This is a genomic window from Yoonia sp. BS5-3, assembly GCF_038069655.2.
Classification (GTDB): Bacteria; Pseudomonadota; Alphaproteobacteria; order Rhodobacterales; family Rhodobacteraceae; genus Yoonia; species Yoonia phaeophyticola.
Genome location: NZ_CP150951.2, coordinates 3,699,420 through 3,723,305, shown reverse-complemented (window position 1 = coordinate 3,723,305; position 23,886 = coordinate 3,699,420). Strand labels below are relative to the sequence as shown.

The 23,886-nt window shown below is 55.7% G+C and carries 26 protein-coding genes and 1 pseudogene; 15 read left to right on the top strand and 12 right to left on the bottom strand.

What is annotated here, in order from left to right:
* Positions 1 to 63: 63 nt before the first annotated feature.
* The 4 genes from AABB29_RS18790 to AABB29_RS18775 all read left to right on the top strand — a co-directional run bounded on the left by AABB29_RS18790 (position 64) and on the right by AABB29_RS18775 (position 5,070).
* Positions 64 to 1,146: a TRAP transporter substrate-binding protein DctP gene (locus tag AABB29_RS18790; RefSeq protein WP_341365458.1), complete on the top strand. Its 1,083-nt coding sequence runs from the start codon at positions 64 to 66 to the stop codon at positions 1,144 to 1,146.
* Between the two features lie 131 nt (positions 1,147 to 1,277).
* Entirely contained in the window at positions 1,278 to 2,222 is a 945-nt protein-coding gene (locus tag AABB29_RS18785; RefSeq protein ID WP_341365459.1) for a TRAP transporter small permease subunit, read from the top strand.
* 18 nt (positions 2,223 to 2,240) lie between these two features.
* Complete coding sequence (locus tag AABB29_RS18780; protein WP_341365460.1) at positions 2,241 to 4,595, top strand: TRAP transporter large permease subunit; 2,355 nt, start codon at positions 2,241 to 2,243, stop codon at positions 4,593 to 4,595.
* Positions 4,596 to 4,710: 115 nt separating this feature from the next.
* Complete coding sequence (locus AABB29_RS18775) at positions 4,711 to 5,070, top strand: diacylglycerol kinase (RefSeq protein ID WP_341365461.1); 360 nt, start codon at positions 4,711 to 4,713, stop codon at positions 5,068 to 5,070.
* A gap of 1 nt (position 5,071) precedes the next feature.
* Here the strand turns inward: AABB29_RS18775 and AABB29_RS18770 are convergent, their stop codons facing one another.
* A complete protein-coding gene (locus AABB29_RS18770; RefSeq protein WP_341365462.1) occupies positions 5,072 to 5,914 on the bottom strand; it encodes a DUF1444 family protein in 843 nt (280 codons plus the stop codon).
* A gap of 112 nt (positions 5,915 to 6,026) precedes the next feature.
* Here AABB29_RS18770 and AABB29_RS18765 point away from each other — a divergent pair, with 112 nt between their 5' ends.
* Positions 6,027 to 6,281, top strand: coding sequence for a DUF6455 family protein (locus AABB29_RS18765; RefSeq protein ID WP_341365463.1), 255 nt, complete (start codon positions 6,027 to 6,029; stop codon positions 6,279 to 6,281).
* 70 nt (positions 6,282 to 6,351) lie between these two features.
* Here the strand turns inward: AABB29_RS18765 and ppk2 are convergent, their stop codons facing one another.
* Complete coding sequence (gene ppk2 / locus AABB29_RS18760) at positions 6,352 to 7,191, bottom strand: polyphosphate kinase 2 (RefSeq protein WP_341365464.1); 840 nt, start codon at positions 7,189 to 7,191, stop codon at positions 6,352 to 6,354.
* A 128-nt stretch (positions 7,192 to 7,319) separates the two neighbouring features.
* Here ppk2 and AABB29_RS18755 point away from each other — a divergent pair, with 128 nt between their 5' ends.
* Together AABB29_RS18755 and AABB29_RS18750 are read left to right on the top strand one after the other, a co-directional pair.
* Positions 7,320 to 7,553 carry a hypothetical protein gene (locus AABB29_RS18755; protein ID WP_341365465.1) on the top strand — a complete coding sequence of 78 codons (234 nt, stop codon included), beginning with the start codon at positions 7,320 to 7,322 and terminating at the stop codon, positions 7,551 to 7,553.
* Positions 7,554 to 7,568: 15 nt separating this feature from the next.
* Positions 7,569 to 7,919 carry a YigZ family protein gene (locus tag AABB29_RS18750; protein WP_341365466.1) on the top strand — a complete coding sequence of 117 codons (351 nt, stop codon included), beginning with the start codon at positions 7,569 to 7,571 and terminating at the stop codon, positions 7,917 to 7,919.
* A 144-nt stretch (positions 7,920 to 8,063) separates the two neighbouring features.
* Here the strand turns inward: AABB29_RS18750 and AABB29_RS18745 are convergent, their stop codons facing one another.
* Positions 8,064 to 9,515: a hypothetical protein gene (locus AABB29_RS18745; RefSeq protein WP_341365467.1), complete on the bottom strand. Its 1,452-nt coding sequence runs from the start codon at positions 9,513 to 9,515 to the stop codon at positions 8,064 to 8,066.
* Between the two features lie 8 nt (positions 9,516 to 9,523).
* Positions 9,524 to 10,921, bottom strand: a complete 1,398-nt coding sequence (gene rimO, locus AABB29_RS18740) for a 30S ribosomal protein S12 methylthiotransferase RimO (RefSeq protein WP_341365468.1) — start codon at positions 10,919 to 10,921, stop codon at positions 9,524 to 9,526.
* A 103-nt stretch (positions 10,922 to 11,024) separates the two neighbouring features.
* Here rimO and AABB29_RS18735 point away from each other — a divergent pair, with 103 nt between their 5' ends.
* Positions 11,025 to 12,317, top strand: coding sequence for a pentapeptide repeat-containing protein (locus AABB29_RS18735; protein ID WP_341365469.1), 1,293 nt, complete (start codon positions 11,025 to 11,027; stop codon positions 12,315 to 12,317).
* Between the two features lie 33 nt (positions 12,318 to 12,350).
* On the opposite strand, the gene AABB29_RS18730 is transcribed toward AABB29_RS18735, so the two are convergent.
* Positions 12,351 to 13,121 (bottom strand): SDR family oxidoreductase, encoded by a 771-nt coding sequence (locus AABB29_RS18730; protein ID WP_341365470.1) that lies wholly within the window; start codon positions 13,119 to 13,121, stop codon positions 12,351 to 12,353.
* 102 nt (positions 13,122 to 13,223) lie between these two features.
* Here AABB29_RS18730 and AABB29_RS18725 point away from each other — a divergent pair, with 102 nt between their 5' ends.
* Positions 13,224 to 13,781 (top strand): TetR/AcrR family transcriptional regulator, encoded by a 558-nt coding sequence (locus AABB29_RS18725; protein WP_341365471.1) that lies wholly within the window; start codon positions 13,224 to 13,226, stop codon positions 13,779 to 13,781.
* A 232-nt stretch (positions 13,782 to 14,013) separates the two neighbouring features.
* Here the strand turns inward: AABB29_RS18725 and AABB29_RS18720 are convergent, their stop codons facing one another.
* The 3 genes from AABB29_RS18720 to AABB29_RS18710 form a co-directional block, all read right to left on the bottom strand.
* Entirely contained in the window at positions 14,014 to 14,526 is a 513-nt protein-coding gene (locus AABB29_RS18720; RefSeq protein ID WP_341365472.1) for a hypothetical protein, read from the bottom strand.
* Between the two features lie 386 nt (positions 14,527 to 14,912).
* Positions 14,913 to 15,512 carry a GcrA family cell cycle regulator gene (locus AABB29_RS18715; protein ID WP_341365473.1) on the bottom strand — a complete coding sequence of 200 codons (600 nt, stop codon included), beginning with the start codon at positions 15,510 to 15,512 and terminating at the stop codon, positions 14,913 to 14,915.
* A gap of 129 nt (positions 15,513 to 15,641) precedes the next feature.
* Positions 15,642 to 16,250 (bottom strand): hypothetical protein, encoded by a 609-nt coding sequence (locus AABB29_RS18710; protein WP_373636680.1) that lies wholly within the window; start codon positions 16,248 to 16,250, stop codon positions 15,642 to 15,644.
* Positions 16,251 to 16,385: 135 nt separating this feature from the next.
* Between AABB29_RS18710 and AABB29_RS18705 the strand changes: the two are divergent.
* Positions 16,386 to 17,170: pseudogene (locus tag AABB29_RS18705) on the top strand (ABC transporter permease).
* A gap of 119 nt (positions 17,171 to 17,289) precedes the next feature.
* Here AABB29_RS18705 and AABB29_RS18700 read toward each other — a convergent pair.
* Positions 17,290 to 18,618, bottom strand: a complete 1,329-nt coding sequence (locus AABB29_RS18700; protein ID WP_373636679.1) for a surface lipoprotein assembly modifier — start codon at positions 18,616 to 18,618, stop codon at positions 17,290 to 17,292.
* Positions 18,619 to 18,781: 163 nt separating this feature from the next.
* On the opposite strand from AABB29_RS18700, the gene thyX reads away from it, so the two are divergent.
* Together thyX and AABB29_RS18690 are read left to right on the top strand one after the other, a co-directional pair.
* The gene (gene thyX / locus AABB29_RS18695; RefSeq protein ID WP_341365476.1) at positions 18,782 to 19,687 is read left to right on the top strand and encodes an FAD-dependent thymidylate synthase; all 906 of its coding nucleotides are present in this window, start codon (positions 18,782 to 18,784) and stop codon (positions 19,685 to 19,687) included.
* Positions 19,688 to 19,712: 25 nt separating this feature from the next.
* Positions 19,713 to 20,600, top strand: a complete 888-nt coding sequence (locus AABB29_RS18690) for a hypothetical protein (RefSeq protein WP_341365477.1) — start codon at positions 19,713 to 19,715, stop codon at positions 20,598 to 20,600.
* Here the strand turns inward: AABB29_RS18690 and AABB29_RS18685 are convergent.
* On the bottom strand, positions 20,591 to 20,731 hold the full coding sequence (locus AABB29_RS18685) for a hypothetical protein (protein ID WP_341365478.1): 141 nt from the start codon (positions 20,729 to 20,731) through the stop codon (positions 20,591 to 20,593). The genes AABB29_RS18690 and AABB29_RS18685 overlap by 10 nt on opposite strands.
* A gap of 352 nt (positions 20,732 to 21,083) precedes the next feature.
* On the opposite strand from AABB29_RS18685, the gene AABB29_RS18680 reads away from it, so the two are divergent.
* Both AABB29_RS18680 and AABB29_RS18675 read left to right on the top strand, forming a co-directional pair.
* Positions 21,084 to 21,266 carry a hypothetical protein gene (locus AABB29_RS18680; RefSeq protein ID WP_341365479.1) on the top strand — a complete coding sequence of 61 codons (183 nt, stop codon included), beginning with the start codon at positions 21,084 to 21,086 and terminating at the stop codon, positions 21,264 to 21,266.
* Positions 21,267 to 21,531: 265 nt separating this feature from the next.
* Positions 21,532 to 22,497: a hypothetical protein gene (locus AABB29_RS18675; protein WP_341365480.1), complete on the top strand. Its 966-nt coding sequence runs from the start codon at positions 21,532 to 21,534 to the stop codon at positions 22,495 to 22,497.
* A 47-nt stretch (positions 22,498 to 22,544) separates the two neighbouring features.
* On the opposite strand, the gene AABB29_RS18670 is transcribed toward AABB29_RS18675, so the two are convergent.
* A complete protein-coding gene (locus AABB29_RS18670) occupies positions 22,545 to 22,754 on the bottom strand; it encodes a cold-shock protein (protein WP_341365481.1) in 210 nt (69 codons plus the stop codon).
* Positions 22,755 to 22,926: 172 nt separating this feature from the next.
* Here AABB29_RS18670 and AABB29_RS18665 point away from each other — a divergent pair, with 172 nt between their 5' ends.
* The gene (locus tag AABB29_RS18665) at positions 22,927 to 23,262 is read left to right on the top strand and encodes an ArsC/Spx/MgsR family protein (protein WP_341365482.1); all 336 of its coding nucleotides are present in this window, start codon (positions 22,927 to 22,929) and stop codon (positions 23,260 to 23,262) included.
* Between the two features lie 69 nt (positions 23,263 to 23,331).
* On the opposite strand, the gene AABB29_RS18660 is transcribed toward AABB29_RS18665, so the two are convergent.
* Positions 23,332 to 23,883: a DoxX family membrane protein gene (locus AABB29_RS18660; RefSeq protein WP_341365483.1), complete on the bottom strand. Its 552-nt coding sequence runs from the start codon at positions 23,881 to 23,883 to the stop codon at positions 23,332 to 23,334.
* Between the last annotated feature and the right edge of the window lie 3 nt (positions 23,884 to 23,886).

The window sequence follows — 23,886 nt, the reverse complement described above, 5'->3', positions numbered from 1 at the left end:
AACGAAATCCACACGCTGGCCCGTAAGAGGGACAGTGATGAGTTACAATTGGGAGGATACTTGATGGATCGTCGTTCGTTTTTAAAGAACTCGGCACTTGGTGGGACAGCTGCAGCTGCAACCACATTGGCAGCACCGGCTTATGCGCAAGGCAACCGGACGCTGACACTTGTGACCACATGGGGCCGCGGCCTGGCTGGTGTGCATGATGCCGCACAGCGCGCTGCTGACACCATCACTGCCATGTCCGGCGGTTCATTGACCATCGACCTGAAGGCAGCTGGCGAACTTGTTGGCGCATTCGAAGTCTTTGATGCTGTGACCTCGGGTCAGGCGGATATGTATCACGGTGCAGACTATTACTTTGTCAACCAGCACCCCGGCTATGCCTATTTCACGTCCGTGCCATTCGGCATGACCGCACAAGAGCTTTCCAACTGGTACTACCATGGCGAAGGTCAGGCGATGCATGACGAGCTGGGCTCGATCTTTGGCCTGAAATCATTCCTTGCCGGGAACACCGGTGCGCAGGCAGGCGGCTGGTTCTCGAAGGAAATCGCAAGCCCTGATGATTTCCAAGGCCTGAAATTCCGCATGCCGGGCCTGGGTGGTCAGGCGCTGGGCCGTATGGGTGCTTCGGTACAAAACCTGCCAGGTGCAGAAGTGTATCAAGCGCTGGCCTCTGGTGCGATCGACGGGACCGAGTGGATCGGCCCATGGGCGGATGAAAAGGCTGGTTTCCAGGAAATCACCAAGTTCTACTACACCGCTGGTATGCATGAGCCAGGTGCAGCCCTGTCGCTGGCCACAAACCTCGACGTCTGGGAAAGCCTAAGCCCTGCGCATCAGAAAATCATCGAAATCGCCTCTGGCGAAGCACACCAGTGGAACCTGGCGCAGTTCATGAGCAATAACGGCTCTGCCCTGCAGCGTCTGCAAGCTGGCGGCGTTCAGGTGCTGGAATTCCCAGATTCAGTTTGGGATGCGATGGGTGTGGCTGCGGCTGAAACCATGGACCAATATGCTGGCGATGACATCTATGATGCGATCCGCGCAAGCTATAACGCGTCGATGGCGGCATCTTCTGGCTGGATCCAGCAATCCGAAGGTGTATACCGCGCGCAACGTGACCGTGTGATGGGCTAAGCCTATCAGGCACATCATGTTTTCATGATTTAAGACACGAGAAGGGCCCGCTGCGATGCGCAGGCGGGGCCCTTTTCGGCAATCGGATGCGGGTGGGCATCCATTCTCGAATGACGATGGGGGAGTAATCCATGGGCTTGGTTGAGGCTTGGGGCGGCAACGCATTTGGCTGGTTTTTCGCAAACCTGATCGAGGCGTTTTACAATCTTGGTTACGCACTTTTGCATCCCGCCCAGTGGCTGGCATGGCTTCCCACGATCAATGGACCAATGGAAACAGAGGTCAAAGAGGCCTTGATGCGCTTTATCTACTACGGCGCCTCGGTCGAGCTGTTCTTTGTTGTCTTCGCGATCTTTTTCGTAGTCGCGATCATCGGCTTTATCAATAATCGCTTCATGTGGGGCTGCGTGCGCGGGCTTGAAACCTTCGCCAACGTGGTGGGGCGCATCGCCGCCTGGGCAGGGCTTTTGATGGTTCTGCAGCAAATCCTGATTATCTTCATGCAGCGGATCTTTGCGGTCTCGGAAATCAGCCTTGGCTTCGGCGTGGGCTTTGCCAAAGACGTCAGCTGGTGGTCCGAAGAGCTGAAGCTTTATAACGCAATCATCGTTTGCCTCTGCGCCTCGTACACATTCGTCCAAGGTGGGCATGTGCGGGTCGATTTGATCTATTCGGCGGTATCTTACCGGACCAAGCGGGTGATCGACATGGTCGGCTCGCTGGTGCTGATGGTGCCTGCTGCGATCATCACCTGGCTTTATGGCTGGTTCTTTTTGTGGCGGCATTTGGTGGTGCCGAACCCCTCGGCCTCGGACACGCTTGAGCGGCTGCTGACACGCGCCCGGGGGCTGCGTTGGAATATCGAAACGATTGGCTTTTCGCCGAACGGTTTCAACGCCTATTTCCTGTTCAAAATCCTGCTGGTGGTCTTTACCGCCATGGTTCTGCTGCAGGCGGTCGCCTTTTTCTTCCGGTCTTATCTGGAGTGGAAGGAAGGCCCCGAAAGCGAGGGCAAACATCTCGACAAAGACAGGATTGGCGATGACACCGCCGAACTTGTCGCAGAAATTCACTAAAGATAGGGCGCAAGAGACATGCTTTTCGGACTTGATGGCATCGAAGTCGGCATCATTATCGTCTTTTTGACGCTATTTGCAGGCATTCTTTCTGGCTTCCCGGTTGCGTTCGCAATCAGCGGATCGGCTGTAATCTCATTTGCGATCATCGCCGCATTGGACAGCGCGGGGCTGCTGACCCATGCTGCGGTTGATAGCAGTTCCGCAGAATATGCAGCCCTGATCGCCGAAGGTGTCAGGCCGGATGCAATCTCGGTCTTCCGATATCCCGACCTGCCGCGCTATGAAAATGTGCTCTTCCCCAATGGCTGGGAACAGGCGTTGGACCGCAATATCGGCTTTATGGTCAACCGGATGAACGAACGCGTTCTGGCAGGGCAATCGATTGAGACTTTGCTGGCTGTTGTGATGTTCGTGATGATGGGGATCGTGCTGGAACGCAGCCGGATCGCGGATGAATTGCTGACGACAATGGCCAAGGTCTTTGGGCCGCTACCGGGCGGTCTGGCCGTATCCATCGTGATCGTGGGCGCTTTTCTTGCGGCTTCAACCGGGATTGTGGGTGCGACGGTGGTGACCATGGGCCTGTTGGCCCTGCCAACCATGTTGAAAAACGGCTACTCGCCTGAACTGTCGACCGGGGTGATTGCCGCCTCGGGCACGTTGGGGCAGATCATCCCGCCATCCATCGTGATCGTGCTTTTGGGCACGCTGGCCGGTGATCTTTATTCGGCCGCCCAAGAAGAGCGGGCGCAGCTTGTGGGCTGCTCGGACGCGTTGACCTATCTGGGTGAGCCAGCAGTTGTGTCGGTCGGCACGTTGTTCCAGGCGGCGCTGCTGCCGGGTATTCTGTTGGCCGGGCTTTATGCGGGCTATGCATTCATCTTTGCGCTGATCAACCCAAGCAAGGCGCCACCTGTCCGTTTCGAAAACAGCGGCAAGGGCGAGGTGATCACCCGCAATGACAGCTTTACCTGGTTCCTGGCCGTACCTGTGGGGATCATCGGTCTGGCGATCGGCCTGAACCAAACCAATCTGGTGGGCAGCCAAAGCGTGATCGTGGACAGCTTTACCGATGCCGGCCAAACCGCATCACTGCGCACCCGCGTCAGCGAAGATTGTCAGGCGGCGATGATCGAGCTGCACGGTATGGAAGCATGGGAACAAGCGGTCGCCGAACAAGCGGCAATCGATGAGGCAGGCGGCGTGGCCGCGGCCCGCGCCCTGTCTGATGAGGAACGCGCAGCGCTTGTGCTGGAACGTGTCGATGCCGCAGCACCGATTGGGACAGGTCTGGCGATCACGGCTGTCTTGATGGGGCTGATGCTGTCAATTGCACGCGGTGTGGCACCCAGCCAGGATCAGCGTCCGCTGATGATTGGGGCGCTTGGGGTCGCTTTGATGTTGGTGGCCGATATACTGTTCATATCGCCGCTAACGACGCCGGGCTTCACGACTTTGATCATCCTGATCCCGCTCGCGGTGGCCTATATCGGGCTGAAACGGGCGGCGGCCTATCTGGCCGCGAATGAGATCATGCGCGTGGTGTTCCCGCCGCTGGTCCTGATCGTTGCGGTACTAGGCTCGATCCTGGGCGGCATCACCAACCCAACCCCGGCTGCGGCCTTGGGGGCAGGGGGCGCGATCCTGCTGGCGACCTATCGCAAGCTGAAAGATCAGGGCGAGTCGGGCGCGATGGTGCTGCTGACTGCGGGCGCGATTGTGCTGATGCTGGTGATCGGCGTGAATTTCGATATGCGGCTCGGGCAGGAAGTCGTCCTGCTTGAAAACCGTATCGCCTATTTCGCAGCCTTCACCTGCTTCTTGTTTGCGATGTTTGGCTTGCTCTGGTCGTGCTGGGTGCTGACAACAGGCGGCGTACTGGCCCCGGTCGTGCGCGAGACGGCCAAAGTGACATCGATGGTCTTCACCATCCTGATCGGCTCGCAGCTGCTGAACCTAGTGCTGATCTCTTTCGGGGGCGAGCATTACATCCAGCAATTCCTGCGGTCCTTCGACAATGAGGTCTATGTCTTCATTCTGGTCATGCTGGTGTTGTTCGTGCTGGGCTTTGTGCTGGATTTCCTTGAGATCATTTACATCGTCATCCCCATCGTTGGGCCGGTCATCTATGGCGGCACATTCGATCCCAAATGGGTGACGATCATGATCGCGGTGAACCTGCAGACATCCTTCCTGACACCGCCATTTGGCTTTGCGCTGTTCTATCTACGTGGGGTGGCCCCCAAAAGCATCACGACAGGCCAGATCTATAAAGGCGTCATGCCCTTTATCGGCATCCAGGTCTTGGGGCTGATGCTGCTGGCCTTTGTACCAGGCGTTGTGACCATCGTGCCAAACCTGCTGAACTAAAGCGTTTTGCGTATTATCTGAGCCATCCGCATCGCAAATTGCTATAATCAGGGCCTGATTGCACCAGCCTCTTGTCATCCTTACATCTTGTGAGGCTGACAGAGGGGGGCAAACAATGTGGAAACAGATCGCGCGGATCCGGCAGCGGGCTATATGGTCATGGGATGGCTTTGCCCATGTCGCACGGACCGAAGGATCGCTGGCGCAATGGATCGTTGCCAATATCTGTTTTGGGATATTGGCCTTTGTACTGCCACTTAGTGCGGGCGAACGAGGGATGCTGCTGATGGGCGGTATTCTGATCCTGGCGGCCGAATGCATGAATACCGCGATCGAACGTGTGGTGGATGATATCAGCCCCAAGCGGCGCGATGCAGCCAAACAGGCGAAAGACTGCGGTTCGGCGGCTGTTGCCGTGACGGCGATCGGCGTCGGCGTCGCTTGGGTTTGTGTGATCGCGGGGCTGATCTGGTAGGCTATTCCGGCATGACTTTCCAACCGGCGTCAGTCCAAAGAAATGTGGTGCTCGATAGCGCATAAGGGGCCTCGGCAAGCGCGTCATCACGGATATCTTGCATCAGTTTGACCAGATCCGCGTTGTCTTGCGGCGCAATCATGACGAAATCGCGTGTTGGCACGCTGACCGCGATGGGGCCGATCTGTGATGTGATACTGTTCCACAAAGCGTCGTCCAGCAGCATGGCGTTTTCATAATAGCCATCAAGTGCCAGGTAATAGATACCGGACTCAGTGCCCTCAATTGTCAGGGCCTGCGCCTTTTCGGCCAAATTGTCCAAAGCCAAGTTGTGTAGCGTGTCGGCGTTATAGCCCTCTTCCACCATACGCTCGGCGGTGATCGCCGCCGTATGGGTCGGGAAGTCGAGAACATAGGCCACAAACAAGTCGCCCGCAAAGGGCCGTTGTTGCAATGCGATGTCGATATCAGCGCCGTTCAGGTAATCCACGTGCCGCAAGACAGGCATCACGCTTTGCGGCAGGAAGGCATCCGGCTCTTCCAGGTCACCGGTGAACGGAATGATGAAATTGTCCAGAATCGCTTGGCGTTCTGCGTCGCTGCTGGCGTTTTGCAGGCTCCGGTGCAGATTGTCCGGGTAGGCAATCATCGCATCATCATCGACGGGATCAGAGACAACGGATTGTTCTTTCTCGTTTATTGCCGCATCCGGAAAGCCCGCATCACGTATTGCGTCACGCAACAGGACAAGGGTTTCGCCGATGGAATCGGGCCGGGGCACATCACCAACCAAAGGGGAGGCGATGATCAGGAAAACGGTTATGAAAAAATGACGCATGGTCATGGATTAGCATAGCTGCGGTGGAAGTGAAACGTCGTGGGGGCGGTTGATCTACATCAACGACAGCCCCGCGCTGGGCTGTCAGATATAGCACAAGGCTATGAGGAGATCGAAAATGCAACCACTCGGCAATCTACGCGACCACTTTTGGCGCGTCATCAAAATGGCCAAGGCCTGCAATGTTGATTTGTCCACAGCGCTGGACGAAGGACAGATCGAACTTGAGGATTACACGCAGATGGTCGCGGATTGCCGTGGGTGTACACATGTGGGGGCATGTGATCGCGCGCTGGTCAGAATACCTGTGCTGGATGAAGCGCCTGACTACTGCACGAACCGGGATGTCTTTGACCGATTACGCAAGGTCTAGTGGGTCTTAGGGTTGGACCTGACGGGGGAGAGTGTGAAAAGGGACGCGTCAGGCGTCCCTTTTTACGTGTTTATGTGGCGCGCCGTGTTTCCGGATGCAGGGCCGTACCTAAGATGTGATCGGCCAGGTGCAGCACGGGATTTGCGCTGCCAACGATCGCGGGCTGGGGCGGTTTGGCGATATCGGGGTTCTTGCCGGGATAATCCAGCGTCGACAGAAAATGGCGCATGCAGTTGATCCGGGCGCGCTTTTTGTCGTTGGATTTGACCACCGTCCAGGGCGCATCTGCCGTGTCGGTGTAGAAAAACATCGCCTCTTTTGCCTCGGTGTAATCATCCCATTTATCAAGGCTTGCCTTGTCAATCGGGGACAATTTCCACTGTTTCAATGGATCGGTTGCCCGCGCATCAAACCGGCGCTTTTGTTCATCCTGCGTGACAGAGAACCAGTATTTGTAAAGTTGGATGCCTGAGCGGGTCAGCATCCGCTCCAGCTCGGGCGTTTGGCGCATGAACTCAAGATATTCCGCCGGTTCGCAAAAACCCATCACCCGCTCAACACCGGCACGGTTATACCAGCTGCGGTCATATAGAACCATTTCGCCAGAGGTCGGCAAATGATTGATGTAGCGCTGGAAATACCATTGGCCGCGCTCTTCATCGGTGGGTTTGTTCAACGCCACGACCCGCGCAGCACGGGGGTTCAGATGTTCGGTAAAGCGTTTGATCGTACCGCCCTTACCGGCCGCATCGCGTCCCTCAAAAAGCAGGACAAAGCGCTGACCGGTCTCTTGCGCCCAAAGCTGCACCTTGAGCAATTCAGCCTGTAATTCGGCCTTCTCAGCCTCGTAAGTTTTGCGGGCGAGCTTGGGCAGTTTGGCGTTTGATATCGTGGGGGCGGCGTCCTTCATGTCGGTCTCCTTACTATGCTGGTTGCGGCTTAGCACGGGGGCGTGGTCGGGGCCTTGATGTGCATCAACATTGCTTTTCCGGGGCAGGGGGTTATCTTTGGATCATCGTTTTGTGACAGGAGAGACCGATGCGTTTGACTGTACTTGCCTTTGTCATGCTGTCCTTTGCCGCGCAGGCCCAAGAGACGGCGCTGCCAAGCCCTGAAGGCCCAGCCGCCCAAAGCCAAAGCTGCCCGGTCGGGATGGTGTGGGATCAAAATGCGGCGGCCTGTGCGGTTGCCAGCGGTGGCGCGTCGCCGATCAATGATCTGTCGATTGAGCATGATTGCGATTACGGCGCCCCGCGTGAGGTGATGTCCTAATATCAGGACAAGCCTTTGAAAGTTATTGAAAATGTACTGAGCGACCGCGGCTCAAAATACGCGGTTGCAGGTGGGTCTGTGGGCGCGCCGGATGAGGCGAAGGCCTTTGTCAAAACGCTGCTCCGCCGCAAGAAATTCGCCAAAGCCACCCATAACACTTGGGCCGTGCTGCTGCCTGACGGGCCGTTGAAAAACAATGACGGGGAAAGCGGCGCGGGGATGGTGATTTTGCGGATGCTCGAGCGTGAAGGGCTGGAGGGGCACATCATCGTGGTGACCCGCTGGTTCGGTGGCGTGAAGCTGGGCGGCGACATATTCCGCCGGGTCCAAGACGCCGTACGGATTTATTTAGATCAGATGGGTTAATGCGCTGTATTTACGGTGTTTTGGCGGTATGGACGGCGTATGTATCGCGTATGTTTTGCGTATTGCTGGTTTGCAGGATTGTGCCAAGTTAAGGGTGCGGGCGTTGCCAGGCCGTAGAATTGAGCAGACAGTCCTTTGTATTTCTCATAATATGAGTTTGCCGAACTCGTCTTTGAGGACAGTGTACTGCCCACGAAACAATGCTCCCTCGGACTTGACCTCATCAACCAACTCTACAAGCCGTGCATCGTCTATCACCACCACGTAGCCGTGACCGTCGTTGGCGGCTGCCTTGCAGCGTTCCAGAAGCCGGTCTTGTTTTTCGACGTTTCTACAAAATACTATACCAAATTGCCCCCGCTTTGCAGAAAATCGCATAGCGATTTGGTCAATTTCAGGATTTCCAATTTCTGATCCGTAGTTTTTACATTCCAGAAAAATCATCGGAGCCGAGTAGTGTTTCCCCAACCATGAGAAAAAGCCTTCGTTAGCATAGTTGTAGTATGTGATATCAACTCTTTTCAGTCCCTCATGAAGAGGCGTTTGTTTTTCCGGATCAGTCAAAGACGGGTAAAACAATGCATTTGTAAGGTCAAAGATCGCATCTTCGTACTGATAGGCCTTTTTCTTACCTACATCTAGATCAAGGACCGCATGTAACATCTTGTCCCAATCAGGCCTTGCAGTTCCTTGGGAATCCGCAAGCTGCGCGTGCGTAAGAGGCGGCGTAGGTTCGCTATTTTCAACTTTATATTTCATCAACAGCGATGGATTCTTGAGTGTCTCCCTAATGGAGACTACCTTTTTCTCCTTACCGTATTTTTTCTGCAGATCTTTAATAAATACCTTTCGAGTGCCCTTATTTTTCCCAGTCTTGAGCGTCCTTACCAAAGCACTTCCGGCAACTAGTTCTTTTTGCTTAAGATCCTCAAGTATGTAGTGGCGGTAGTAATTTGAGACGTCATAGTCTCCTTGAATACGAACTATAGACTTCGGAACAAGAAGAAGTTTTTCATCGTTTGCCATAGGAAAATCAGCGAATTTGACGACCCATTCCTTCGCCTCTGGATTCCAAAGTGGTCCGGAGTTAACCTGTTTTTGAATTGGAATCCCATATTCTTCGCAGACTTGATTGGTAAAATCGATCAACGGTTCTCTGATAATGTTAGTGATAATGTCAGAGATAATATCTACTGATACCCCCTCTATCAAAAGGGCAGTATCTTCAAGATCAGTCAAAAGTCCTGATTTGACAGCTTGACTTTGTTTTAGGCTGGCCCAAAGGGACCGCGCTTTTTCTTTGCCCAAGCCCCGTCCACTCGCGCCAGTTGCTGACATTCCAAGGTGTGTTTCCCGGGGTTCTCGGAGTTGTTCCAGCGAAAGCAATGCGGCGTCAGAGTTTCCGGCTTTGATCGAAGAAATGACATGGTCAAAGAAATTTGAAATTAGGTATTCACACCAATCACCCCAATCAGTGTCCAAAGCTCTTATGGCTTTAGCGTTGAGGAAGAGCCTTACATCATCAACTACATCGACATCGATAAATGGAAGGGATGCTTGGTTCCGTTTGAGCTTAAAAAATTGAGATACTCGCATTGAATTCCTTAAATACTATTTTTTCGCCCCCACAAATCATACTCGCCCGCTTCCTCAACTTCAACGTGTAAAGTATCCCCGACAGCCAACCCCTCAGCCCCTTCATCGATAAACAAGTTCCCATCGATCTCGGGCGCATCCGCCCAGGTTCGGCAGGTCGCAATCCCGTCTTCGTCGATGTCGTCCACGATGACCTCTAGCGTCTTGCCGACTTTCGCTTCCAGCTTCGCCTCGGAGATGGCTTGCGCTTTGGCCATGAAACGGTCCCACCGGTCTTGCTTCACCTCCGCTGCCACATGGTCGGGCAGGGCGTTGCTGCGTGCCCCGTCCACGTTTTCGTATTGGAAGCAGCCGACCCGATCCAATTGCGCCTCGTCCAGCCAGTCGAGCAGGTGTTGGAATTCGGCCTCGGTTTCCCCCGGGTAGCCGACGATGAAGGTCGACCGTAGGGTGATGTCGGGGCAGGTGGCCCGCCAGGCTGCGATCTCATCCAGCGTTTTGGCCCCCGCAGCTGGCCGCGCCATCCGCCGCAGCACGTCGGGGTGGCCGTGTTGGAAGGGGATGTCGAGGTAGGGGAGGACTCCGTTTGCCGGGTCGGCCATCACCGGGATCAGGTCGCGTACATGGGGGTAGGGGTAGACGTAGTGCAGCCGGACCCAGGCGCCCAAAGTGCCCAGCTCGCGGGTGAGGTCGAGGATATGGCTGCGCACCTCGCCGTCTTTCCAGGGGTTTACGTCATATTTACGGTCCAGCCCATAGGCTGAGGTATCTTGGGAAATCACGAGGAGTTCTTTGACCCCGGCATCCACCAGCTTTTCCGCCTCGCGCAGCACGGCGTGGGCGGGCCGTGACGCCAGTTTCCCGCGCATGTCGGGGATGATGCAGAACTTGCATTTGTGGTTACAGCCTTCCGAGATTTTCAGATAGCTGTAGTGGCGCGGTGTCAGCGAGACCCCGGTGCCGGGCAGCAGGTCGATGAACGGATCGGGGCTGGGCGGCACGGTGCTGTGCACGGCGTCCAGCACCTGTTCGTATTGGTGTGGCCCGGTGACGGCCAGGATTTGCGGGTGATGTTCGCGGATGTAGTCGGGTTCGGCCCCCAGACATCCCGTGACGATGACCTTGCCATTTTCCTGCAGCGCTTCGCCAATAGCGTCGAGACTTTCCGCTTTGGCGCTATCGAGGAACCCGCAGGTGTTCACGATCACCGCCTCAGCCCCGCTGTAGTCGGGCGAGATTGCGTAGCCTTCGGCCCGCAGCCGCGTCAGGATCCGCTCGCTGTCTACCAAGGCTTTGGGGCACCCCAAGCTGACCATGCCGATGGTGGGCTGGCCGGGGCGGCTGGCTTCGGTGATCTTGGCCGCAGGGGCCAGGTCGGGGCGGAGATTGGGCGGGTTCTGGGTCATGCCCCTGCGTTTATCGAATGGGTGCCCGGTTGGAAATGGGTTGTTGTCAGGCCGCACGGTGTCTTATGAATGTGCTACGCAATTTTAAGGTGAATTTGAGGTCGTGAGCAATTTGCTCGAAAATCCGTGGTACGTGCTGGCACAGTTGCAGCAAGCCGATGATACGGGCCTGTCGTTCTTTAACGACCTTTGCGCACAGGGTTTGACGGATGATCAATGGCGTTTGGCACAGGCGCGTGGATTTCGATTGAAGCCGCGTGAGAATTTTAGACTTCGAAAAAACAACATAAAGGTTGCATTCCAGGCCGAAATGAAACGCCTGCACGGCGCAGACTACGCCTGCCCCGAGTTACCAGATCCACATCAACCCATTGATTTCTATGGGTTGGCCTTTCCGGAAAAATGCGATTTTTCAGGCCTCTTGATCCCCAATGGCTTGCTGCTGAATGAATGTCATTTCGAAGCCCCGGTTGATTTGTCTGGTGCCCTGATTTGCGGGACGCTGAACATGACGAATACGACCTTTGATAAGAAAGTTTCCGCAAAGGGCGTGTTGATCGAGGGGGCTTGCGATGCGAAATGGGCCAAATTTGAAAGCGAGGCGCTTTTCACCGAAGGGACATTTCAGGGGCCTGTGGATTTTCATGGCGCGCGCTTCGACGGGCGGGCGATTTTTTCAAAGGCGCGCTTTGCCCATCACGTCAGTTTCCGCAATTGCCATTTTGATCAGGCTAGCCAAGGCAAACCAGTGAACTTCATAAATACGGTCTTTGAACAGCCAGTCGATTTTCGCCGCGCGCAGTTTGGATCGCATTATCCTGATTTCGCGGGGGCAACCCTTCATGATCGCAGCCAGTTTACGGCGCAAGACTGTGATGGTGACATCCGGTTTTGGCCTGGTAAAGAGGCCGCTTCCAAGCAACGCCGCGGCCTAGACCGGCTGCGATATCACGCAAAAAGCCGCGAAAGCGCGGCGGTCATGCGGCAGCTTTCTGGTCGGCAGGGGACACCAGATGCCGAGCATTTTTTCTTTCGTAAAGAGATGTATCATGCCGCCCGCGCGATGCCCTGGTATCAGGCCTGGCATATATTGGCTTATCAGTTCTTTTCGAATTTCGGCTATTCGGTTGCGCGCCCGGCATCACTGATTACGCTTTTATGGGCTGCGGGAACATGGTTCTACGTGCAGTCCGTATCGTTTGGAATTGGCCAGGCTATGGCCTATTCCTTTGCCGCAATATTCAAGTTCTTTGGCTTTCAACGCACCTATCTTGAAGAGGAAGTGGCGCAGTTGACCGGCTGGATGGAGGTTTTTGCCGCCGGTCAAACAGCCTTGGCATTTATACTGCTTTTCTTCTTGGGGCTTGGGCTTCGGACCCGGTTCCGCCTGAAATAATGCGAATGAACAGGTCCCGATAGCCCCGAGCGGTCACTTTTCCTGCATGCCCCGCACCATTTTCAGCACCCGGCGCCGTGGCAGCCATGGGATGATCCAATTGAGCAAGAACCGTAATTGCCCGTCATTGATGGCACGCAATTTGCCTTTCAGCATCGCCTCATACCCGAATTTGGCGACCGTGTCTGGCGTCGCGCCCTTCTGTTTGACAAGGCCTGTTCCATCCAGATCGGCGACGGCGGCAAATTCGGTGGCCACATAGCCCGGCTCAAGCGCCGTGACGGTGACCCCTTTGCTGCGCAATTCTTCGTCCAGCGCTTGTGAAAAACTGCTGACAAAGGCTTTGGTGGCGAAATAGGTCGCTTGCAACGGTCCAGGCATGTAGCTGGCCGTTGAGCTGACGTTCAGGATCTTGCCGCCACCCGCGTCCGCCATATCCTTGCCGATCATATGGCATAGGCTGACCAGCGACTTGATGTTCAGATCGATCATGCCCAGGTCACTGTCCAGCGCCCGGTCGATAAAGGCCCCATGCCCGCCGAAGCCTGCATTATTGATCAGGATGTCGATTTTCTGTCCGGCCAGCGCATCATAAAGCTGCTTCGCCCCATCGGCAGTCCCAAGATCGAGCGCAATCGTCGTTACACTGACCCCATGTGCCGCTTCGATTTCGGCCTTCAGACTGTCCAGCGCATCGCCACGCCGCGCTGTGATGATCAGATCGCCGCCTTTGGCCGCGTGATACCGTGCAAATTCGCGGCCGATCCCGGAGGATGCGCCGGTGATGAGTGCAGTGTTCGACATGGGTTTCTCCTAAAAGTCAACGATTGTTGACATACATATGGTTCGCGCGGCGGGCATGTCAACATGTGTTGACATTCTTTTTGGGGTCTATACATCCGCCCTATGCGCAAAGCTGATTTGACCCGTGATAAGCTTCTCGATGCGGCCAGCGTCGCATTCTGCACGCTTGGCTATTCAAATGCATCGCTGCGCGCGATTGCCAAGGCCGCTGACGTCGATGTGGCCCTGATTTCGCGTTATTTTGGCGGTAAGCTGGGCCTGTTTCGGGCCGCTTTGGAAAGCGCTTTTGAATGGGACGAGATTTTAGACGCCGCCCGCGATCCGATTGAGGTGGCTATCGCGAAATATGCCGATGCGGGCACCGAGGCGCATCAGGTCTCGGCCATTCGTATGATCGTCATGAACGCCAGTGACCCCGAGGTGGGCGATCTTCTGCGCGGGGTGCTGCGCGAAAAGCTGATCGACCCCTTACAGGAACGCATGGGCGGGCGGCAGGCCGCATCGCAACTGGCGATGTTTGCAGCTGTGGTCTTGGGCGCATCGATAGTGCGCCAGACCTTGAAACTGCCTGGAATGGCGGGGGTGCCAGATGCGGAATATGCCGATCAGCTGCGCTATTTGATCAACGCGGCAATCAGCTTTGACGGCCCGGATGCCTAGGGCGTGTCCCGGCCGACTCTTTGGGTTCCTGATAGGATTGGGCCGTCATCACCATCTCGATAGACGGGCTTTCGTCACATTGGACATCAAGTTCTGTTGCGGCATACGTAGTAGACCTTGATCGGGCGTGCATATGTGCCGAGCTTCTCGGTCCCTTCCACAAACCCTGGCTCTTGGATGATAAACGTCAGATCTTATCTGCGAAATCAACGGCCCGCGACCTTAACGCTCTTTATCCAAAGTAGCGCTGCAGCTTGGCAACGGAACCGAGTTTGACTTCATTGGCCCCCTTTCCGAGCGTGTGCAAATGAGCTTTCAGTTCGTCGGTTTTGTAATCGGTTTCTTTCACTAAGGTCTGCCCTTTTAGAACGGCCTCTTCTAGATTCAAAAAGTACGCTTTGAGAGCTTGATGTCCCTGATCCATTTCGTCCAATGAACTTGTGAGATTTGGCGCATAGCTTCGAACCTTCATTTTTACCAGGCTCATAACATGGCCAGGATGCTTAGGACCGGCCATAAAACTTGCTTTTGATACTGAATCTTCTCCGAGCAGCCAATTAATTCTCGTGTTATGTTCATCGTATAAATCCTGACAATGAGCATACACTTCTTCAAGTCTGCGCATCAAAAGCTCGTTTTTTGATCGCCTTTCCGAAATTCTCTGGGCTGAAAACCCAACCAAGGCGGAGATGACCCCCCCGACAATCGTTGCGAAAATTTGCCATAGTTGGTCTGGAATCTCCACGGGTACCTCTAACGTATTAGATCTAGTTTAAGAGTGAATTTCTCTTTTTGGAGTACTGGGATCAAAGGCTTATATACGTGAAGTCTTATATTCTCCACAAGCGTCTTTTCATCACGAGTTCCGCTTCGAAAATGATCGCCTTTAGCTTAAATCAGACTTTATCTGCATCCGCAGGGTGACCTCAAGTTATGGTATTCGTGAAAATTCTCGTTTTGGGGATGCCGCAAACGAGTGGTTTCAAGACCTACTGGTCACTTGCTGCTGCGCTTGGATAAATGCCAATTGTGCTGCTGCATAACTCAAGCGCAATTTGAAAAACTATCGCCAGCCGCCAATGCAAAAGGCCGCCCGGGTGGGGGCGGCCTTTGTCAGGAAATTGGGGGTATTTACCGGCGCCGGTCGCGCCGTGATGACATCGGCTGGAACGCCACGCCAACATGGGCCTCGCAATAGGGTTTGCCTTGTTGCACGGCCAGACCGCAGAACCAGAAATCCTCCGTGGCCGGATCGCCGACAGGCCATTTGCAGGTCTTCTCGGTCAGCTCCATCAGGCTGATTTTCTTGGCGGTCTTTTCGACCTCAGACACTTTGGCTAGCGCCTCGGGGCTGATTTCATTGGCCGATGGCTGTGGCGGCAAAGGCTGCCCGGCGGGGATGATCGCACGGCGTGCGGCAGAAATCGGGATGCCGTTTTCGTCCAGCTCGGGCTCTTCCTTGATCGCGGGGACCTGCGGCTCTGCCTTGGGCTTTGGCTTGGGGGCGGCCTTGGCTGCGGGTTTGGCCGCTGCGGCCGGCTTTTCCTTGGCCGGTGCCTTGCTGGCCGCATTCCCGCCAGAGCCTGCCCGGTTTGACAGCCCCAGCCGATGCACTTTGCCGATGACCGCATTGCGTGTCACACCGCCCAGTTCCTTGGCAATCTGGCTGGCCGACTGGCCTTCGCCCCACATCTTTTTGAGCGTCTCGACGCGCTCGTCTGTCCAGGACATATGTATTCCTTTGTTTCGCGGATCGGGCTGGGGGGTAAGCCTGCCCTGAGGGATCAAGGTTTCATCTTAGTCATTGCCCGCGCCGATGTGAAGGCGCATTGGGCGCTTTTGCGTGTCATGGCGGCGAAATTACAGGCTGCAGCACCCGGCATTGCCAAAATATGTATCGATATAATGCAGCCCGTAGATCGTGTCGCTCATACCATCGCTACAGCGCCCCGGTAGGATATGACCCCGTACGGGTTGCCCATCGGCAATCCATTCGAAGATAAACCCACCTAGGCCAAGCGCCACATTTTCGGCGGAAGGTGCGTGGAATGTGATTGGATGGGTTGCCGTACGCTCGGGCGTCATGACAGCCAATCCAGCTTGCGTAAATCGCACCGTCCAAAATGGCTCGGTCCCAAAGCAGCGCAGACCCCGCGGTAGCCCGTACGCGTCTACACTATCGGGCTGCCGCTGCAGATAGCGCTGCGCGACCCAACCCGAGACCTCGCCGCGGCTGATATAGGCCCAATTTCCCTCGCGGCTCAGCTGGGTGACCTGCAAATCCGTCGCGTCATGGGGCAGGGCCAGTAGAATGCGTGCAGACCCGTTCGGCTGATCGCGCATGTTTAAACTGTCATCAGAAGCAACCCCAGTCACCGCATAGAGCGCAGGCAGGCTGGGGGGTAGGCTGTCGGCCTGGACCCAGAAAGGCCAAAGTAAAAAGACGAATGTCAGGCGAAAAAGCGGCATGATCCCCCCCTAAAATTTAATATTGCCCAGAGCGGCCCCAAGAAACAAGCTCGCGCAGGGCTGGTCATTGCCAACCGATGCGCTAAGACCGTCTTACAGACGAAGGAATGGTTTACCATGACAACAAAGACTGCAATGGGCGTCCGCCGTTTTGGCCGCGTGAACTGGCTGGGCACCTGGACATTGATCCGCCGCGAGATCCGCCGCTTTATGAATGTCTGGTCGCAGACCGTCATGGCGCCGCTGATCAATGCGGGCCTGTTCCTGCTGATCTTTACCATCGCCATTGGCCCGCAGCGCGGCGAGGTGATGGGCGTTCCATTCATGACCTTTCTGGCCCCGGGCATCTTGACCATGACGGTCATCCAGAATGCGTTTGCGAACACCTCGTCCAGCCTTGCCTCGGCCAAGGTGCAGGGCAATATCGTGGATACGCTGATGCCCCCCTATCCGCGGCTGAGCTGGTTGTCGGTTATCTGGGCGGCGCTGTGGCGCGCGGGGCTTTGGTTGCGGTGGTCATCGCCGCCGGATCGGCCTTGTTTCTGGGCATTGGGATGCAAAGCCCTGTCTGGGTTGTTGTTTTTGTTCTTCTTGGTTCAATCCTGATGGGGGCTTTGGGGATGGTCGCGGGCATATTTGCCAATAAATTCGACCAGCTTTCGGCCATTTCGAATTTCCTGATCACCCCTTTGGCGTTTTTGTCGGGCACGTTTTATTCAATTGAAGCGCTGCCGGGCTTCATGCAGGCGCTCAGCCATGCGAACCCGTTTTTCTACATCATTGACGGGGTCCGTTTTGGGATGATTGGAGTCAGTGATAGCAGCCCTTGGATCGGTTTGCTGGTTGTCAGCGGCGCCTGCATTGTGGTCGTGGGCCTTTGCTGGCGCTGGATGAAGACAGGCTATCGGCTGAAGGCATAGTGTTTATTGGAAAGTCCCGCGGAAATGGCGTGAAGCGATGCCCTAGCCGGTCAGCCCGCCACCAAGCAACGCGCCAGAGATAACGATGCCGCTAGATGCTTGGCGCCGTTATCCACGGCCTAGAACGATGAACTAAGCGTAAAACCTGCTGAAACCGTCTCGCGTTGGAAGCGTGTGACGTTGCTATCCGATTTACTGGCCGTGATCGAAAGGCCCGGAACAAATCCGGCGATCTCAATTTCAGGAAAACCGATAATCGCGCCTAGTGTCAGGACGGTGTCTTCGCGGCCACCGGGGACAGCAAACACCTCATTATAGGCGGGATAATCCGCATATTTGATATCGCCAGTCACAGTCAGGGTGATGGGGCCGATGGGGTCCGTCCATTGATACAGACCCCGAAGAGAGACCTGCTGAAATGCGAAATTCTCTAAGCGGCCATCGCTGCTAAGATAGCTCAACCCGCCTGAAATCCGGTCACCGCTGGGCAATGTGTATGACAGATTTGCGCTGAGCGTGCCGCGCCGTACGACGCCAACATTCGTGGATTCATAATCTTGAAACTCGCGGATCCCGCTCAGTTGCAAAAGGGTATTGTCGTTCAGGTTCAACGCCCGAGACAGGTTGAGGCGCTTGTAGTCATAATAGGGCGAGCCGCCAAAATCGAAACTACCCGTCGCAACCCCAAAGACCCAAAAGCCATTCTCGGCACCCTGCAGGATCTGGGCATTGGCCTCGGATAAGGCGCTGTTGAAGGCCGATCCGTTAAAGAGTGTCTCGTCTTCCAGCCGGACCCATGACGGCTGATGCCGCAGACCAAACGTGATCCGGGTCTGCGGTGAGGGTTCCAGCCGATAAGAGGTGGCCAAGTTCAAACTGGTTCGAATACCGGGCAGCGCTTGGGCGTCCTCGGACAAGACACCGCCCAGGGTTCCCTCATCGGTGCTAGAGCCGCCATTCACATTGTTTGAGGGGACAATGGACAGGCCAACGCTGGGCGACCAGGGATTGCGTTGGTCCACGATGCGGGCATCTGCGATGGTGCGCTCGCGCTCTGCCTCATTGGGGGCGTCAAGCAGGGCCAGACGCAGCCAAATGGTCGCGAGGGTATAGGCCTCGGCATTGTTTGCGGCCAGGGCCGTCACGCGGGCGGCCTCATATTTCTGGGCGTCGGTGTCGGACAAACGCCAGGCGCGGGCACCGGCGCGCCATCCGGCATCGGGATTACCTAGCTGAGGCGCGGCCACAGCCAGTACGATCAATGCGGTTCGGTCGTCGGGGTCGACGGCCAGTAGCTTGCGGGCAAGTTCCACAGCCACGGCATATTCGCCGGACGATGCGGCACGGGTGGCCAGTACACGGGCATCATTCAGCGACAATTCCACATCCTGCGCCAGCACGGGCACAGGACAAAAACAGGCCAAAAAGGCCAAGACGCGCAGTTTCATTCCAAATTCCGTCACTTGTCCCCAGCACATCTGCACGCTGGCATAGCATAATCCAACCATGATGCCACAGCTTCGGCAAAATCCTGCAGACCCGAGATAGGTTTTGCCCGCGCCCACGATCATCTATGCTGCCGAAACCGAATCCAAACAGGCGGAGACAACCATGCCCATCAGCCCCGAACAACAGGCCGAAATCGACGAATTGCGGGGCAATCCGCAGCCTACATTACGGGCGGTCGCGCCGGGGATGGAGCAGCATCTGTACAAAGCTTACGACGTGCTGGATCACGGGTTCATCCGGGTGATCGACTATATGGGGGATGACGCGGCGATCTGTCAGGCGGCGCGGGTGTCTTACGGGAAGGGGACCAAATCTGTGTCCAACGATGCAGGGCTGATCCGCTACCTGATGCGGCACTGGCACTCGACCCCGTTCGAGATGTGCGAGATCAAGCTGCACGTCAAACTGCCCGTCTTCGTCGCCCGGCAATGGATCCGGCACCGGACGGCGAATGTGAACGAATATTCGGCGCGCTATTCGATCCTGGACCGTGAATTCTATATCCCCGAGGCCGACAAACTGGCCGCGCAATCGGTGGTGAACAATCAGGGGCGGGGCGAGGCGCTGACCGGGGATGAGGCCGCGCGGGTGCTCGAATATCTCAAAGGCGACGCGGCCCGCTGCTATGATCACTACCAGGAAATGATCGGGCAAGAGGGGCAACAGGGGCTCGCGCGCGAGCTGGCACGGATGAACCTGCCCGCCAATATCTACACGCAATGGTATTGGAAGGTGGACCTGCATAACCTCTTCCACTTCCTGCGGCTGCGGGCGGACAGCCACGCGCAATATGAAATCCGGGTCTATGCGGATGAGATCTGCAAAGTCGTCGCCGACTGGGTGCCCGCGGCTTACGGCGCGTTCGAGGACTACCGGATGGGCGGTGCGACGCTCTCGTCAAAGGCGATTGACTGCGTGCGGCGCATGCTTAAAGGTGAAGAGGTAACGCAAGAGACCTCTGGAATGTCCAAGGGGGAATGGCGGGAGTTTGAAGAGGTGATTGGGTGAAGGCATTGATTGGACCAATTGATATATGAAAATTTCGCTTAAGTACGATGGTAAACTCGCAGAAGATCATGTTTTAGATTTCTACGACGCCGCACAGGGTCAAGTGGGATTTCAGAGATCACTTGCGATAACGACGCACTACGCCATCAATGGAGAGGTAATAACACAAGCGCCCTCGCTTAAGGGAGCTGATCTGTTGGTGTCAGTTCCTCGAGAAGGAAGCTGGGAGATAGCGGTTTTTGTTGGTGCCGCCCTTTATTCTTTTGGCACGGCTCGCCCAGATACTCCCATCGGGCATCTAGCATTTTCAATCTATGATATGGCGATCAAGAAAATCACAGGGCAACATGTAGATATTGAGAAGTCGCTTGGCGAGCAGTTTGAGGATTTCAATAAAAAACTGCCCCAAGATCAACGGATCCAACCCCCGCCACTTGACATAAAGCGATTTGACTCACTTCTCGAAAAAATCGAGCCATCGGTCATCGACATGCACCGACCGATTATTAGGTCCAAGACTGCTGAAAGCGCTTTGTTGATACCAGAGACAGAGTTCATAGAAGAAACACGGATCGACGCCGGCACGTACGATTTTCTGATCCATAGGGACAAAGACGATACGCCAATCACAACTGTTGGGAAGGTATCAAGCTATAATATTAATACCTTCAAAGGTAGAATTTATCTTCCTGACGAAAGACGACCAATACCGTTTGAGTTGCTTGAGAGGGCCAGAAGCGCTACGAATGTTTCTTCGGTTATAGGAAGCATGCGAGCAAATGCTACCGCCAAGATGTCCGACAACGCGGACGTTGAAATTGAGGCATTTGCCTCGCGCAGCCGGACAGGTCGAACCACTCGCCTTGATATTTTAGATGTATCCGCCGCTCCTGAGCAACAAAACTACTTGTAAAGCAGCCCCCCAGCATCGCCGGGCCGCGCCCCGACCTCCGCCACTGGGAGGCGCTTCTGCAACACGGCAACCTGCACAACCTCTGCATCTGATGTGACCACATCGCAAAGCACAGACGAAGCAGCGATCATCCCGAGGTCCGGGCGCTGCTCGTCTGTTGCGCGACGCACCGACCACAACCCTCACGACGGCCCAATGCCTCCACCATGTCCATGGCCGGTTCACGAAAACCCGGACCGCCTTACCATAGGTCAAGGGCCGCATTTAACGATTCGTTAAGTCTTGCAGGGCAATTTGCGGGGGCGGCAGATTCCTCTGCGGGCCTTCTTTGATGCCCGAATACCCGCGATTTTGTTGTGAAAAAGTGCCAATCTTCTTCATGACCTCACGTCACGTGGGGAAGATTAACGTCGGGTTCCCCTCACAGTTGAGGGTGCATTTCCAGTATAGATCGTTCCGAGCCATCATTTGCCGGGGGCGGACATGCCACAGACGACACCGCAGACGACGACCAATAACGACACCACACGCCGCAGCTTCGCGCCGATCCGCCGTGATCTGCTTGAACGGCTGACCCGTGAATGCGACAGCAAGGCAGACAGCCTTTGGCAGCCGCAAGTGAACGCCATGCAAGACCGCCAGCCCCGCAAGTTCGCGCTACGCTAAGTCCCGGGTGTTGCGCCGCAAAGGCGCGCGGCTGTACGTACAGTATATGCACGCGATCTGTACGGGCTGAATATTCCTGAAATCTCTTGTTTTTCAATATAAAAGGCGGTTATCCCTGATGTTGTGCCACACGCCGGGCGAACCGCAAATGCGGCGTTGCCCTGTCGCCACGGTCCGTTTGAACTTTGCCCGCGTCGCGACATAAGTTCTTTGTTTTTTGCGGTGATACGGTCATTACTTAGCGTCATCTGTCAGGAGCCTCCGATTGTACATCCTTCGCGCCTTTCCATTTTCTTTTGCGATTCTATGGCGTTACGCGCTGGTCTTGCCGATCATGGTATTGGTCTTTTGCGTCTACGCGATTGTGGCGGTGATGTTCGGCTATCTCTTCGGGCTGATCTCGCCGGCGATTGCGATCCTGATGGCGGCGGCGATGGGGATGGCCTGCAGCGTCATGCCCGCCATGATCGGCACAAGGATCGGGATGCAGGCCAAAGGCGTTCAACCGCGAAATAGCTACGCCAGCATGATCCTTCCCGCCGTCGGGTACGGACTTTTCGAAGGTTTCTGCATCCTCCTCACCTTCGCCCTTGCCTTCGGCGCTGTTGTGATGGCGACGCCGCTGACGCCGATGGAAATACTCAGCATAAACGCATCCGGGTCGGACGCCGTTTTCCTGCGGCTGATCGAAGAGAATGCCGCCGTCACGCTGCCCGCCTTTGCTGTGGCCATTTTCTGGACGTTAAGCGTGCGTGCCGCGCTTTTGGTGCCTTTCGTGGGGGCCTCTGTTGGCCTTGACCCGAATGGCCGTGCGCATACCCCATTCTACGGCTTTGGCAGCGGGTTTTGGTCGCTTTTGATCCTTGTGATCTTGTCCTATGCCAGCACGTTCTTATTGACCCCGATACTGGGTGTTATCGCCCATTTGATTGGTTTTGGGGATAGCATCGCCCTGGGTGCAGAGCAGATCGAACAGTTTGCCGAAACCGCGCGGTTCGATTTGATTGGGGTTGAGGCCATTGTGCTGGTCTCTTGCGTCATCCTGATCACGCTGTGGCTGTTCAGCCTACAATGCGCGGGGGCCGTTCTTGTGTTTATGAGCCACAAAAAGGCCTATGATATTGCCCATGAAGATCTGAATAAGCCGCAGCAAATGCCGGATGAGCCGCCCATGCCGAAAACGGATATGCGCGAGCTGATCCGCAGCCGGATGCCCCATCATCATCGATAGCCCGCCCAGAAACCATGCAGGCTGCGTTCGATGCGGTGCGCGCTGTGTCAGTCGATAATGGCCAGATTGCCTGCCATTTTGCGCCCATCGCGCCCTTCGATCAAATCGAATGAGATTTTCTGATCATCCGCCAATCCGGTCAGCCCCGATTGTTCAACCGCCGAGATATGAACGAAAATATCCGATCCGCCTTCCTCGGGGGCAATGAAGCCGTAACCTTTTGTCGTATTAAACCATTTCACGGTACCGTTCGGCATGCTCCGCTCTCCTTGTTGTCGCGCCCCTTAGCGGGCAGGGCAAGTCTTGGGCCCCGCGACTGCGGTCTTCCCTTCGCCTTGTATCCCTAGACTTATATGTTTTAAGCAAAAGGCAAATGACAGTTCGTCGCATCCGCCCTACATGTGATGTTTCGCTTAAATAGGAGGCAAAATGAGAGTCTTTAGCCTAAAAAGCTGCGATACCTGCCGCAAAGCGCTCAAATCCTTGGCAGAGGCCGGATATGCCCCGGATGTCGTCGATGTCCGCAAAGATGGGCTGTCGGACGCGGATCGGGCTGCGGTTATTGCCGAATTCGGCGATGCGGCGATCAACCGGGCCTCGACCACATGGCGGGGCCTGAGCGATGCCGAAAAAGAAATGGACCCTGCCGCGCTGCTGGCCGCTTATCCGACCCTGATGAAGCGCCCCGTGATCCAAAGTGATCAGGGCTGGACCATTGGTTGGAAAGCCGATGTGCAAACCCGCTATCTTGACGGGGCAGGCTAGCAAAAAGCCCTATCTGGGCAGACAGGGCTTCATTGCGGATATCGTGAGCACCTAGAAGGGCGCGTTGTTTTAGTCGGCCTTTTTGAACAACAGGCGATCGACCGAAAGTGCACCTGCGCCTTTGAAGATAAGGATCAGCAGGCACAGAACCCAGAACGCCCTTTGGTCCAGGATCACGCCATCGGCCAGCCGGTCGAACCAAGCCCCCAGCACGCCGTTTTCAAAACCATTATGTCCGTAAAGGTCGGTCAAAGACTGGACCACAACAAAGCCGATCATGCCAAGCGCCGCAAGCCGGGTCAAAAGCCCGATAAGGATCAGCAGAGGCAGCACAAATTCGGCGATTGTCCCAGCGACAACCACGGCCCAATGAAACAGACCCAATTGGCTCACGTCATAGCCCGCGGCTTCCATCGCCTTGGGAAAGACCTGCGCATAGGCGCCGAGGCTGGGGCTGAAGATGCCCAAAACCCCTTCGCCCAGCTTGGTCATGCCAGAGTTCCAAAAATAGATCAGCAAGACAGCGGCAAAGACAAAGCGGGCCAGGAATGGCAGGACTTCGTCGCCGGATTTGTTCAGTTTTGCAGAGATTGCGCCAAGCGCGTTGGGGGCTTCAGTCATAAT

Excerpts from the sequence above, each read along its gene's own strand:
- AABB29_RS18755 (WP_341365465.1), top strand. The coding sequence starts at position 7,320 with ATGCGTTTGACTGTACTTGCCTTTGTCATGCTGTCCTTTGCCGCGCAG.
- AABB29_RS18770 (WP_341365462.1), bottom strand. The coding sequence starts at position 5,914 with ATGACCATGCGTCATTTTTTCATAACCGTTTTCCTGATCATCGCCTCC.
- AABB29_RS18700 (WP_373636679.1), bottom strand. The coding sequence starts at position 18,618 with ATGAAACTGCGCGTCTTGGCCTTTTTGGCCTGTTTTTGTCCTGTGCCC.
- AABB29_RS18710 (WP_373636680.1), bottom strand. The coding sequence starts at position 16,250 with ATGCCGCTTTTTCGCCTGACATTCGTCTTTTTACTTTGGCCTTTCTGG.
- AABB29_RS18685 (WP_341365478.1), bottom strand. The coding sequence starts at position 20,731 with ATGATCGCTGCTTCGTCTGTGCTTTGCGATGTGGTCACATCAGATGCA.
- AABB29_RS18660 (WP_341365483.1), bottom strand. The coding sequence starts at position 23,883 with ATGACTGAAGCCCCCAACGCGCTTGGCGCAATCTCTGCAAAACTGAAC.
- AABB29_RS18690 (WP_341365477.1), top strand. The coding sequence starts at position 19,713 with ATGAAAATTTCGCTTAAGTACGATGGTAAACTCGCAGAAGATCATGTT.
- AABB29_RS18745 (WP_341365467.1), bottom strand. The coding sequence starts at position 9,515 with ATGCGAGTATCTCAATTTTTTAAGCTCAAACGGAACCAAGCATCCCTT.
- AABB29_RS18665 (WP_341365482.1), top strand. The coding sequence starts at position 22,927 with ATGAGAGTCTTTAGCCTAAAAAGCTGCGATACCTGCCGCAAAGCGCTC.
- AABB29_RS18790 (WP_341365458.1), top strand. The coding sequence starts at position 64 with ATGGATCGTCGTTCGTTTTTAAAGAACTCGGCACTTGGTGGGACAGCT.
- ppk2 (WP_341365464.1), bottom strand. The coding sequence starts at position 7,191 with ATGAAGGACGCCGCCCCCACGATATCAAACGCCAAACTGCCCAAGCTC.
- AABB29_RS18725 (WP_341365471.1), top strand. The coding sequence starts at position 13,224 with ATGCGCAAAGCTGATTTGACCCGTGATAAGCTTCTCGATGCGGCCAGC.
- AABB29_RS18670 (WP_341365481.1), bottom strand. The coding sequence starts at position 22,754 with ATGCCGAACGGTACCGTGAAATGGTTTAATACGACAAAAGGTTACGGC.
- AABB29_RS18780 (WP_341365460.1), top strand. The coding sequence starts at position 2,241 with ATGCTTTTCGGACTTGATGGCATCGAAGTCGGCATCATTATCGTCTTT.
- AABB29_RS18775 (WP_341365461.1), top strand. The coding sequence starts at position 4,711 with ATGTGGAAACAGATCGCGCGGATCCGGCAGCGGGCTATATGGTCATGG.
- AABB29_RS18765 (WP_341365463.1), top strand. The coding sequence starts at position 6,027 with ATGCAACCACTCGGCAATCTACGCGACCACTTTTGGCGCGTCATCAAA.
- AABB29_RS18680 (WP_341365479.1), top strand. The coding sequence starts at position 21,084 with ATGCCACAGACGACACCGCAGACGACGACCAATAACGACACCACACGC.
- AABB29_RS18785 (WP_341365459.1), top strand. The coding sequence starts at position 1,278 with ATGGGCTTGGTTGAGGCTTGGGGCGGCAACGCATTTGGCTGGTTTTTC.
- rimO (WP_341365468.1), bottom strand. The coding sequence starts at position 10,921 with ATGACCCAGAACCCGCCCAATCTCCGCCCCGACCTGGCCCCTGCGGCC.
- thyX (WP_341365476.1), top strand. The coding sequence starts at position 18,782 with ATGCCCATCAGCCCCGAACAACAGGCCGAAATCGACGAATTGCGGGGC.
- AABB29_RS18730 (WP_341365470.1), bottom strand. The coding sequence starts at position 13,121 with ATGTCGAACACTGCACTCATCACCGGCGCATCCTCCGGGATCGGCCGC.
- AABB29_RS18715 (WP_341365473.1), bottom strand. The coding sequence starts at position 15,512 with ATGTCCTGGACAGACGAGCGCGTCGAGACGCTCAAAAAGATGTGGGGC.